The sequence below is a fragment of the Terriglobus sp. TAA 43 genome (assembly GCF_000800015.1).
In the GTDB taxonomy this organism is placed as follows: Bacteria; Acidobacteriota; Terriglobia; order Terriglobales; family Acidobacteriaceae; genus Terriglobus.
The window spans coordinates 1-12818 of sequence record NZ_JUGR01000007.1; the positions used below are offsets into that span (position 1 = coordinate 1).

The 12818-nt window shown below is 35.2% G+C and carries 13 protein-coding genes; all 13 read right to left on the minus strand.

Annotated elements, in window-relative coordinates; translation table 11 throughout:
- Window positions 1–215 precede the first annotated feature (215 nt).
- Window positions 216–1325 carry a phage DNA encapsidation protein gene (locus tag M504_RS20905; protein WP_156994112.1) on the minus strand — a complete coding sequence of 370 codons (1110 nt, stop codon included), beginning with the start codon at window positions 1323–1325 and terminating at the stop codon, window positions 216–218.
- Window positions 1322–3493 (minus strand): hypothetical protein, encoded by a 2172-nt coding sequence (locus tag M504_RS22210; RefSeq protein WP_035652518.1) that lies wholly within the window; start codon window positions 3491–3493, stop codon window positions 1322–1324. The genes M504_RS20905 and M504_RS22210 overlap by 4 nt, the downstream gene beginning before the upstream one ends.
- Window positions 3490–4074, minus strand: a complete 585-nt coding sequence (locus M504_RS20915; protein WP_035652517.1) for a hypothetical protein — start codon at window positions 4072–4074, stop codon at window positions 3490–3492. Before M504_RS20915 ends, M504_RS22210 begins: the two co-directional genes overlap by 4 nt.
- A 63-nt stretch (window positions 4075–4137) precedes the next feature.
- Window positions 4138–5451, minus strand: coding sequence for a hypothetical protein (locus M504_RS22215; RefSeq protein WP_035652514.1), 1314 nt, complete (start codon window positions 5449–5451; stop codon window positions 4138–4140).
- 31 nt (window positions 5452–5482) lie between these two features.
- The gene (locus M504_RS22220; RefSeq protein WP_156994114.1) at window positions 5483–6349 is read right to left on the minus strand and encodes a hypothetical protein; all 867 of its coding nucleotides are present in this window, start codon (window positions 6347–6349) and stop codon (window positions 5483–5485) included.
- 32 nt (window positions 6350–6381) lie between these two features.
- Window positions 6382–6852, minus strand: a complete 471-nt coding sequence (locus M504_RS22225; protein WP_035652487.1) for a hypothetical protein — start codon at window positions 6850–6852, stop codon at window positions 6382–6384.
- Window positions 6852–7100 carry a hypothetical protein gene (locus M504_RS20920; protein ID WP_035652488.1) on the minus strand — a complete coding sequence of 83 codons (249 nt, stop codon included), beginning with the start codon at window positions 7098–7100 and terminating at the stop codon, window positions 6852–6854. The genes M504_RS22225 and M504_RS20920 overlap by 1 nt, the downstream gene beginning before the upstream one ends.
- Window positions 7101–7161: 61 nt before the next feature.
- Window positions 7162–8406 (minus strand): hypothetical protein, encoded by a 1245-nt coding sequence (locus M504_RS20925; RefSeq protein WP_152561062.1) that lies wholly within the window; start codon window positions 8404–8406, stop codon window positions 7162–7164.
- Window positions 8407–8485: 79 nt separating this feature from the next.
- A complete protein-coding gene (locus M504_RS22230) occupies window positions 8486–9349 on the minus strand; it encodes a hypothetical protein (protein WP_035652490.1) in 864 nt (287 codons plus the stop codon).
- Window positions 9339–10274 (minus strand): hypothetical protein, encoded by a 936-nt coding sequence (locus tag M504_RS20930; RefSeq protein ID WP_198137736.1) that lies wholly within the window; start codon window positions 10272–10274, stop codon window positions 9339–9341. The genes M504_RS22230 and M504_RS20930 overlap by 11 nt, the downstream gene beginning before the upstream one ends.
- A 31-nt stretch (window positions 10275–10305) precedes the next feature.
- Window positions 10306–10653 (minus strand): hypothetical protein, encoded by a 348-nt coding sequence (locus M504_RS20935; protein WP_035652496.1) that lies wholly within the window; start codon window positions 10651–10653, stop codon window positions 10306–10308.
- Window positions 10654–11087: 434 nt separating this feature from the next.
- Window positions 11088–11339, minus strand: a complete 252-nt coding sequence (locus M504_RS22235) for a hypothetical protein (protein ID WP_035652498.1) — start codon at window positions 11337–11339, stop codon at window positions 11088–11090.
- A 398-nt stretch (window positions 11340–11737) separates the two neighbouring features.
- Complete coding sequence (locus tag M504_RS20940; RefSeq protein WP_035652503.1) at window positions 11738–12412, minus strand: hypothetical protein; 675 nt, start codon at window positions 12410–12412, stop codon at window positions 11738–11740.
- Window positions 12413–12818 lie beyond the last annotated feature (406 nt).

The following is a 12818-nucleotide window of genomic DNA, read 5'->3' on the forward strand; positions in this document are numbered from 1 at the left end:
CACCCAGTTGCGACATCGCAACCAACTACCAGTTGCGACATCGCAACCAAAATAAAAGTGACCACCCTATATTAGAGTAGCCACTTCCAGTTGCGACATCGCAACCACTATTTATCATCATCGTCATCGTTGTTTATTCTTACAACTGCAACAAACATTATAGCGAACACCACTGTCCACATTTTAATTATTGCAACCAACATATTCATCACCCCTTAAATTTTAGTCAGTAAACCAACGTGCATTTTCCAGTTTCTCACAATTTCACCGACTTCATTTGTCGAGTAAAAATCGTTTCTAGTTCTTATCAATTCAATAAACATTTTATGCATTTTACTTGGTTGTTCATGAACAAAGTGACAGTGTAAAATATTGCTGTCTGGTTTATCCGTGTATAGTACTTTTATCTTTTCAAAGTCAATCTCTTTAGTTTGCTTATAGAAAAATACAAACAGATGTTTATTCTTAGTGTAACTATCTATATATCTTACTACTTCACCATGAATTAACGCTCCATTGAAATCAATGAACGCATGGAAAAGTACATCTTTTTCGTCATAGTCAACAGGACAGTGTGGATAATTGTCCAACTCCCATGAACCTGACTTTATCATTTGCAATCTAGGATTATCAAAAGCAAAGTATTTGTTTACTTTTCTACCTGCTATACAATCACTACAATATTCAACGGCTATTGACAAACCAGTCTCACCGTATTTGTATATATCAATAGTACCCTGTGCCATTTTCTCAATATTAGACAGACCCATTTCTGCAAAGTACGGACAATATTTATTTACAGTATTAGCAACCATATAAATTGTCGTACCATCTCTATTTCTTATAATACTTGACAGCAAGTTTGTGAACATTATAAATTCGTCTTTCAGATAAAAACCTCTCGTAAGAAATTCATCAAAGAATACAGTTTTGAAATAACCATTGTCTGCACCTTTTGCTGACTCCCATGTGTTCAGCGAAAAACATTTTATTACACTCGTTTCAGATATGTCAGTTATCTCATTCTTTTCATTCCTCTTGCAGAACCAGAACTCTCTGTTGAAATACTTTATACTATTAAATCTACCTTTAGACAACTTTTCTATCAATGGCAAATGTGGAGTTAATAACTCACCTATATTTCGTGGAGTTAAATCCTCTTTAAATCTTCTTATATATGCAAGTCGTGAACCGTCTTTAAAGTAGTCTTTAATGCTGTGTTCTTTTATAATTGCATATGTTTTACCGTTTGCTCTCTTGCCTATTATCATGTTATACAAACACTTTTTACTATCAATTTTCTTTAATGAATAATAATCACTCATGCAAAATGACCCCCTGTACTCATAGCACCTGTTCTGAAAAGTTTAACTCTATTCTCAATAGGTTCGCCACTTATTGTGGTATCCTTTAGGAATTTTTCAAACTGTGTAGCAATACTTAAATTATACTCCTGTTCTTCAAGGTGTATATAATGATATGCTTGACAGTTACTAACATTGCCTAGATAATCTATAACATCTATATCATAGTATTCGTCTATATAGCTATGTGTTGATTTACCTGTATAATCAGGTGGTATTCTCATACCCTTTTTGAAGAACCTAAAACCACCATGTTCTATAATGTATGGTAAAGCTTTTTTCTTATTCAATCCTGCAACTGTTAAATGATATTCTTCTGGTTGCGATGTCGCAACTGTCGTGTACATATAACGTTTTGCACCCAGAGTTTTAAATTTAGTAGCAAAACTTTCTTCTTCAAATTCCCAGTTACCCAGAACTTTAATTTCACCTTTAACTGTTTTAGCTTTAAATCTATCTTCTACTATTCCATGATAATCCATAGCTTTTCTCATGTCAATTTCATTCTGTGCATTATAATCATTTATTATTTTCAAATGTTTTTCATAGTCAGTCATTTTAATACTATCTGTATCACAATATACAAAACCATCTAATTCATCTGAATTATCTTCTATCTTCATTATAGTTTCTCTTAAGAAATGTCTTGCCCATGCAGTAACCCAAACACCCCATTGATATAACAAGAAACTTCCATATCCGTTTTTATATTCTTCAAGAACATCTGTTAAATGTTTATATTCTTCTTCTATTGTCAGTTCAGGATATTTTTCCCATTTATCTGTAAACACAGCATTTTCGTTAGCTATGTTAGTCACACACATTCCATATAAACCATTAATGTGCTGTTTACTTTTCATGTATAAAGCTTCTTCTAACTCTCCCTTTAATCCTTTTAACTCTGTCTTATTCTTAAACAATTCTAGTATGTATTCAACAAATGGTGTAGGTAAATACTCATATTCACTATAATAAAAATCAATTATTTGTCTGCCCTCAAAATCATAAAACTTTACAAAATCTTTATAGTCAACATCGGTCATATATGTTGTAATACATTCACCTTTAACTACTCTACCATTATCCACGACTAAAGTTTTTCTGTTGTAAGTTTCACATTTAGATACACTAAGAGTATGATGATGTCTTTTTGCTTCTATCTTATCAAAGGCTATTTTAAATACACAAGCCTTTTTCTCTATCATATTTTCAAACATACCTGTTGACATAACATCTACTTTTTTAAATTCTCTAGGATATTTACATTTAACCATAACTGCTGGATAACTACTAGCAAAGTCAAAACTTGCTACATTTTTAACTTCACTTCTAACATGAATATAATTTGCATGAGTATCTCCACCTGCAAAAGCTTTATGTAAACATATAAAACAATCTGTTGATGGAGTACATTTTTTAATCATGTATTTATATTTACCTCTATTTGTGTTGTTAAATATATAATCTCTACATTCACGCCTAATATATCCTGTTTGTGTTAATGGTATTTTTGTTATTTTACCCTCATTCTTAGATATTTCTTCTTGTATCCAGTAATGTAAAATCAGCACATCGTGTTCACAGTATTTCATTTCCATTTCAGTTAATGGAGTTTCACTATGTCTTATTAATTTATAATCATATTCATCACCGTCAAGTTTTTCTATCTTTACACTTTTCAAATTCTTAGCAAGGTTAGATAATTTTAATCCTGATATTGTATAGCTACAATGAAATTCAATACAACTATTTAAGTCAAAACACTTCATTGGTTTTAGTCTTGTTCTTGCAAAAACTTCTGTAAAATTACATATATCTCTAAAGAACTGAAATTCATAAGACAAGTTATGTATGAACATTAATATCCGTCTTCTATATGATAGTTTATATCTATCTTTAAGTCTCTGGAATATCTCATATAATTCTGTTAAATATCTACAATAAATTATATTACCGCACATATTAACCATCATTATATAAGGATATGCTCTTTTCTGTCCCTCATGATAAAATGAACTTACTTCAATATCAACAGCAAAATCAGAATTTAAATAATAATTCTGTTTGTTACCTTTTATTGCTTCAATGTCAGGTAGTTCATTAAAATCAAAATCTTCCCAGTAAATCATATGTATCTTCCTTGTTGTGAAAATATATCGTATAACGTTCCTGTATCTTCACTATTTGCCATAGCATCTAAGAAACGTTGCTTTAATTGTTCATAAGTATTTTTCTCTCCGCCCTCTTTTAACATTGCTCTAGCCGCTTGTAAAATACTTGTTTTTGACGGGTCAAATGTGTCTCCCATCATAGCTTTTACAAAAGTAAAAAAGTCAGCCAAATCTTGTGACATTTCAGGCATACCATGTTCTTTATTAAGTTCCCACTTTTCCATTTTAGTTGCTACTTCTGTCAACATATCAACGTCTCTGAAATAATCATCGCTATCCCAAATGAAATTTTTAATCATTTCTAATCTAGAATTAAGTTCTTTAACATTTAACTCTGTGGGGTTACTTCTGAACATTCCTTTTTTGGTAACTATTGTTTTGTCATGAAACGTTGCACCATAATCATCATCGAGTATAAATCTTTTGTTTTCTTCATCAAACCTTTTAAGTATCTTGTTAGCTAATCTAACTTTCTTTCTGTACTCATGCTCTAATTTAGCACGACCTTTTAAATCACTTACTCTAACTTTCTTTGCCATTATTCATCACTCCATTCTAGTTGCGATGTCGCAACTCTGTTATATGAGTTGCGATGTCGCAACTCATATAAATACTCCGTTATTCATTAACTGTTCTATTTCAAGCTTTTCACTATCCGTAGCAACAATTATATCTGTCTTGTAGTTTCTACACTTGACATATCCACTACACTCATTAAGTCTAACATAGCACGTTGACCTATTCCATCCCAAAGTCTCTTTATAACCATATCCCTCTTTAAACATTTTAGGAATTTTGGCTACTATTCTAGGATTGCCTGTGTTCTGCATACTTGCCAAACCACCGCATGACGGCGTATTCATTGTGTAATGTGGCATAGTTCCTGCAAGCATACCACCGATACCAGTAGTACCGTTTATTATAGCACCCTTAGCAGTACCCTCTGCTATACCACCTGCCAAAGAACCTAAACCTCTAGCAAAAGTTGATACAACATTTGTTAACATATTAGCTTGCATACGTCCAATGTTAGTATTTACAGGCACATCAATACCTAACATTACTCTGTAAGTTCCTGTTAACTGTCTGTTTATGAAAACAGCATATTCACCTAAACCATTAATCATGTCTACATATAACATAATATCTACATCTGATACTCCACGAATATCAATTGGAAAAAGTCCTGCCATAGGCAACCATATAGAAAAATCAATGTTTTCTATTTCCCATGCTTGTAATGGTTCAACATGAATTGTACCAAATCTATAACACCCTACTGAACTAGCTAACTTGTTTGCATTTTGTGCTAATGTGTATTTACCAAAAGCATTTATATCTGCTGTACTAGAACTTATTACACTCTGTCTTACATTAGACCCATTATTAAATACTAACTGTGCGATATCAAATGGAAACAGTTTACAAGATATGATACTATCAAAAATATTTGCACCATAAAATGCCATTACTGTTTCCTTAATTGTTTGTGAAAATATACTATCATCATTAAAACTGTCAAGACACTCTTTAAGCTTAGCACCAGATATTACAAATGCTCTGCCATCAACTGCACTTGTTATTACACTATTAGCAAATATGCTTCCGATTGAACCGTCGGTTATCATTGGCACATCGTCAAAGTCATCACGAATACCACCTTTATCTGACTTAGTAAATCCATTAGGATAGTTGCTCTGTGAACCGCCTATTACTACATCACCGATATCAGAAGTACTTTCCTTAAACCATGGATAGAGCCATGGATAACCATTATTAATACCTGACTGTATTCTCCACATATGGTCAGGATATCTATGTGATTGTGTCGATGTCCAACTTGTTTGCCATGACTCACGCCATGTGTTTTGTGCAGGATATCCGTTATTGACATCTGCTTGTATAAACCAACTCATTTTATCACCCTTTCTGGTTGCGATGTCGCAACTATGGAACTATATCGAAACCAATATCCGCAAGATATACAGCATCTTTCATCTGTGCATCTGTGACAAGTTTAAATCTACTTGTTTCTGTCTGACCTTGTAAAAATGTCATTTTGTCAGTGTTAAGAATTGTTGGGCTCGGTCCACCCTCACCGTCAGATGCGGTTATAAAACTTGCAAGTGTTTCATCTTGTAAGAAAATAGTTGTGTTTATGCATGAATTGTTTATATTTCTGAATACAGCTAAATTTGCAGGTGCTGACGCTATACTCAATTTACCCTCGATATAACAACCCTCTAAATTATAAGCATAAACTGAACCTACATTAGAGTTATATTCCCATCTGCAATCGTCTAACCTTATCCAACAATATTTAAAACGTGGTGATGTTGTACCTGAACCGCCACTTAAACTCTGTCCTGTTGCGTGTGATACTGTTATCATACTATCTCTTATATTAATACCACCATAAAATGGCACTGTTTTGAATTTACCCTGTATTACAGAATTACTAATAGTACAACCGCCTAGACAATTTATTATATTAGTTGTTTTAGAACCCATATTGCAATTTAAGAATGATAAGCCATTTATTTTAATAGCTGTTGATTTTCCAAAATTAAAAATATGAATACCTGAACCTGTCATTGGTAACATTCCCGCCGTCAGATTATAAAAAGCATGGTTATTACCATTAATTTCAAGTCCTGTGATAGTGTCACCACCACTTAATCTTATAGTTTCAGTAACACTTTCAACTTCATCATTCCAATCTAAATCAGAATTGATTTCAATTATATCACCACTTTGTGCGCCTGCAATAGCATTGCAGAACTCATGTGCTGAATTAACATTATATGTAGCCATATTAACCTCACTTTCCAGTTGCGATGTCGCAACTACTTCATTAATAATACCATGTTTAAACCTGATTGATTATAAGCAAACCCCCACAATCCTGTGTCTGATGATTTGCCTAATATATCATAGTCAGCCTTAAACGGAAAATCGTTATGTAGCATATCATAGTTGTCACTATTGTCTGACGTACTATCTGCTACATCAACCCATGTACTTGAACTAAGTATCTCATTCCTAAATGTCATTAAGACATCTACTCTTGAATGTAACACTATTCTACCACCTGACAAAAAGTCATGACTTGTTATAAAGTAATATCTACTTGTAGCACTACAAAAGAAATAGTTACTGTTAAGTACAACGTCAGAAGTCATCATAATAAAGTCTGGTGTTAATGAGTTCTCTGTCTCTTTTATAACAACTCCATTAACTGTCCCGACTTCACTTAAATATCCTGACTTGTTTATTCTGTTTGGTGTAGCACTCTGTTTATAGAAATTTAATTCCATTAGTTCCTCACTCCTAAAATCTGATAGATAGTTCTAATACCATCTTCCTTATTATACACAGCGGTGAACTCTGTATAATCTCTCATTGACATGATAGCATTGAGTGCTGACTTCTTGTATTCCTTGTTAGGATATACTTTGTAGAGCAGATAAATATTATCTCTTGCGATATACTTATAAACTCTTGTTACCTTTTCAAAGTGTCTGACCATGAACTTTGCAATTTTAAGGTCTTCTGTGTATGCCATATTTTTAACCCCCTTTACCCTTTCGGGTAGCGGTTGCGATGTCGCAACCGCTGAATGTGTATTACTTTGTTGATGTTTTTACTTCATCATCAATAGCACTTGCAAGTGCTCTTGTGTCTCCGTTAGACAGGTTGGTGTTATTCTGTGTTGACGGAGTACGAACTGTGAATACCAGTACATTCTCTGCAAGGTCATTCATGTACCTTGCGTTGATGTAGTGGAAGTAGTTATAGAAACGTCCGTTAGGCACATAAATACCAGTTGTCTGAACATCTTCCATGCAAACTGCACAAGCATCAACGTCAAAAATAAGACCTACTACACCAGACGTTGCAACTGTTGTACCAGTTGACGCAGTTTTTACATTAATACCTGAAATAGTATTGAACGGGAATGATGTATCTGTACCGCTACCCTGCCAGTAAGGAACTGTCTGGAAGTTATCACCCAGTGATACAAGGTCATTGTGATATGTGTCACTCTCCATAAATACCTTAGCACTCTCATTGAAGTGGTCAAGCATAATCATTTTCATCTTGCTGTCAGGAGTGAAGTTAACGTAGTCTTCCTCACCGAAAAGTACACTCGGATTAGCAAGCATTTTCTTGTACTTCATGATAGTAAACACGGCAAATTTCAGGAATGAAGCATTGAACATAGCCGCATTAGGTGTGAGTGATGTACCTGCACTTGCATTGTACATTGCAAGCAGATTGATATCCTTATTTCTACTAATCTTTTCAGCGATAAGATTGTTTACAGTACGTCTGATAAGATTGTCTCTGCTGATAGCAAGCTTCATCTGTACTCTGTTTTCAATTGCAGAGATAACCTTGTTCATAGCAGAAACAGATGTGAACGCACTTTTCAGTGTCTTCTCAGGCAGAGAAATCTGTGTCATGAATACATCATAATCGTCGAAATACTTTGCCGACAGTGTAGCAGGCTGATACTCAAACTGTTCAGGAGTATCACCACGATTGAGTGACCATGTTGTGTCATTCTCCAACTCATTCACGGAGACTCTGATTTTCTCCATGATAGAACCGTACTCCCATGCGTCTCTCTGAATGTCAGGTGCTGTTGACTTATATGTACGGTCAACAACTACCACACGACCGACCTTATCAATCAACTTCTTGCCGTAAGCTTCAAAGAACTTTGTGATGTCTTCCTGACCTGCTGTCAGTTCAGTTCCGACATCAACAATGTTTGACAGGTCTTCATTTACAGCTGTGATAGCAGTTTCACCCATCATTTCAGAATTGATTGAGTTAAGGATTGTAGAAACCTGATTAATTTTCATAGTTTATTACCTCTCTTTTCATTTGATAGTTGCGATGTCGCAACTGGATTAACGTGTTTTGCAGTACAACATTAATTATTTACCATATTTCTTCAAGTGTTGCTAAACCAATGTGGCGCAATACACTTGTGAAATACAGGTCTAAAATAGTATTCATAGCTAATTCTCTAGCCTGAATTTCAGCTAAAGATAAATCCGTATACCATTCATTTCCTGAACCTATATTTTTGTCGTTTCCTGTTGTCTTGTTCTGTGTGTTTGTGTTGTATGTGGTTGTGTCTGTTCCATTATCGGATATACTTTTACCATACGAAACTGTTTTGTTATCTGTGTCTTGTGAATTAATAGTAGAGTTGTCATTATTAACAAAATTTGACGATTGGTCAAAACTTGTCACGCCATTAACGGTACTTTCATTTGATGTACCCTGTGAATTTATTGTGTCAGAACCAGACAGAGTTTCAGTATTAGTTTTACCTAATGTTTCTGTACCTGTTTTGGTTTCTGTATTTGTAAGGTTTGGTGTTCTGGTTTCATCACTATCCCACTTTTTATGGTATTTGTAAAGTGGTGAAATTTCAGTGTTTTCTGTTACCGTTTCAATCAGGCGGGTAAACTTCTCTAAATTTGCTATGTCATGATTATTCCACATAATTTTTATGCGGTTTAAAACAGAGGTTAAATTTGAATACCTTTCTGATAACGGTATACAGCAGTTCATGTAACCGAATGTAGAAGCGAAATAATTTTCAATTTCGGAACGTGTGAAAAACTCCATTAGTGCTGTAATTATTGCGCTGTTAGTTGGTAAGATTGATGTATGTGAATGATAAGCGGAATATGCATTGAGAATATCAAATGTTGGGTACATTCCGTGTTTCTTATCATTTGTACATTCATCGAGGTAAGTTGTGTTTATTACTATGTCGTAGTTATTCATCATTTGTATCACCGCCTTTATCGGGTTGCGATGTCGCAACTGTATTTGGTTGCGATAATTCATCACGCTTGTTAAGTCCCTCAAATGCGTGTTCCTCGCCGTAACGACGGACATTGAATTTGATATCAGTACCATACAACGAATTGCACATTTCAACACCACGTTTGACATTTTTCTCAATGTCATCTATGAGTGTATCCATGCACTCCGCATTTAGAGCAACTTCTGCCTGTACAAGGCGTTCTCTTTTCAAGTTGAAATTACTGTTAATTCCTAATTCTTGCAGAAATGTACTCCATATAAATTGATAATTTTCTATGAGTTGTCTCATACTCTCCGCAGGTTTTACAGTTACAAGAGGGTTTACAGAAAAATCATCCTCAAACTTTTTATGTACAACTTTATAGGGTTTGCCCTCATACATTGAATTGAGAACTAATTCGGCTGAATTACTTGTTGACTCTCCGTCTGCATCTGCTATTAACATAAGTCTGGAATTTTTCTGTGCTACGTTAAGTGAAAGTTGATTGTCTGCTAACAGTGTAGCTGTACTGTCTATTAGCATTGAAAGTCCACCATTTGGAGTAAAGGGGTCAGTATCTTCTGTTGTGAGAAATAATACAGCTACATCTTTACCGATTGTTGGTGAACCTGAACCTAACACAGGGTTTGCATATATGTACTGTGTAGGTTTATAGTATTCGTTCATTTCCCCACCGACATTTCCACGGACGGTGTAAATACCGTCCGTGTTTTCGATAATGCCGACATGACCTGTTAATATGAGTTCAGTATTTAAGAAGTTTTCATCAAATGTTTCAGGGAGATTATCCCATTCAAATATACTTGAAGCAGTATTAACTAACTTCTTTTTGAACCTTGCAAATAACAAGTCATAAGTGAAGGGGATATTCTTTAATTCTCTCACGTTATATCTCATAAAGAACCCCCTATTGTGATTACTTTACACTGAGAACCTTGAACTGGTAGAATGTTCTACCTGCATTGCTCTGTCCTGTGATAGGCATAACTGTGATTTCAGAAGCACCGTCTGTGAATACGTCGATAATCATGTCAGTACACTCGATAAGAGTAGTAGAAGTGAAGCCGTAGATATCGCCGTCTGCGGTCTTTACAGCACCGACAGGCTTGACCTCACCTGTTGTGGTATCAACAGTGGTATACATGATTGCTCCTGTGATAGTGATTGCCTTGTCAAGCTTCTTGATGTCTCTTGGTACAGATATCATGTTCAGCTTGTCGATTGCGGTGAAATTGATTTCTTTATTGATTGTTACGTTTGCCATTTTAAATTACCTCTTTCTTAACTTTGATTTCTTGACTTGTTTTTCGGGTTGCGATGTCGCAACTTGATGAACGAACCCATTTTGGAAAATAGAAAAAGTGTTGAATGTTGTTATGTAATACTTATGAATGAAAGTTGCAACATCAACCCGACGATTATAGTGTACAACGTGGAACTAATTAACGACCGACTAATTATTAGTGCAATGGAAACACCTCTTTCTGATTAAAGTAAAGCCCTGTCGTGGATTTGCACCACGGTATCAGCTATACAGGGCTGTGAGGAACGTATCTATGAAGTTTTATCCCGCCCTCACTTAATGGAATGAGTGAAAATCTAGTTGCGATGTCGCAACCGATGTGCATGGTGAGGGATTGAACCTCACCACCCGCCTTGACGGATATGCACTAGAAAAGGAGAACAAATAAATGGAAGTTAAGTAGAAATCTGGATTATTTCAAACTTTACAATATATTTTCCATATATTGTAGGTTTTGTCATGTAGTCTATCCTACGTATTACCTCACCAATTGAAATTGGTTCTGAATTTGCAGGACGTTTCATTCCATTTTTAAGGGTTATTATTATGTTATACTTAGGCTTTTCTGTTACTTCACAGCCGTAAATTGTGTTCAGTATTGCCTTAGTACACATCATGTCTGTGTCTATGTATTCACGTTCATTCATACTATCACCTCAAATACCATGTTATGCACATTCTGTTCTGTCCCCACATATAGTATCTAGTCATGTCTATGACTAATTCATACTGTCTATGTGGTAAGAAGCTGAACCACATTGGTAACTCGACATATGTAATTTGTGTGAGTTCACAGAAACGTATTACTCTCCGCTGAATAGCACGCATTTTCTGTACTGTCATGCCCTCTTTGAGTAGGACACTCTTTGAACCGCTTGAGTTCGGTGTCTGTGAAGCTTCATGTAGTGCTTCTTGACACGCTTTATCAATTCTTTCTAACCATGTCATTTTTATTACCTCATTCCTTATTTATTAGTTGCGATATCGCAACTTTGATAGCTGTGTGAGGGGTTTGAACCCTCACACCCGCCTTGACGGATACAGCTTAGAATTTTATTGTTACCTTTTTCATGGTAGCCTTGTCGATAGTTTCAGTGTGAAGCTGTGTTCTAAGGAAGTCAGTGAAGTTGATAAGTCCACGCATAGAGGTAATCTCAGCCTTTTCCCACGACTTATCTTTAAGTATAATAGTCCAGTCCTCACCTGTGATAGTTGAGGGTGTATTCTCATCCTCAGAAATGTTCTTATCGAACTTAGGTTCAGTAATGGTCTTATCAAACTTGCTGTCTTCGGTTGCGGTATCGCAACTATCATCGGTTGACTTATCAGCGATAGCCTTTTTAGGGTGCAGTACGTCCCTAATCTGTTTGATAGTCATGAGAGGGTTAATCTCTGCTAACTGCTCATCTGATGCGTTGCGTATCTCCATGAGCTGTGATATCTGGTATGCGTCATAGGCGTTATCACCGAGAAAACGTTCTGCTACCTTTACAAGTTTGCTACCAGTAGCTTTATTGATACCAAAGTACTGTTCACAAAAGTCGCTGAAAGTAGCACACTTAACCGTGTAAAGTTCCTCATTACGGATTTTAAGCAGAGTACGTGCTACCTCATGAGATGACTTTCTACCTGCGGCTATCTGCTCGCGAATGTATACTACGTCCTTGTCAAGGTCTACTGAGCCTGTGCTTGCTGTTGTGATTACGTTCATAAGTTCCATAAAAATTTTCCTTTCTGGTTGCGGTGTCGCAACTCTGTTGAATTTGTTGTGAGGTCTTTTTCCTTAACCTCTATACATATTATAGCACATTTTAAAGGATTTGTCAAGTAAACTTTTCTTTAATTTGTTTACTCTGTTAACTTATTGGTTACGATGTCGCAACCGATTTAGTTAAGTCATTTAACTAATCCCTTTATCTGTCCTCGGAGAGGTCTCTCTGTCCCTCTCACTATATATAGTATACCACTATTCAAGGCAAAAGTCAATGAATTATCTGTTAACATTATAATAACTTTATATTAATATGTTTTGTTAGTTAACTTATTCATAGTTTATTCATAATTACTGTGTTAATATATTATTCATAGTTTGTTCATATTTTGTTCATATTTACACTACTTAACTA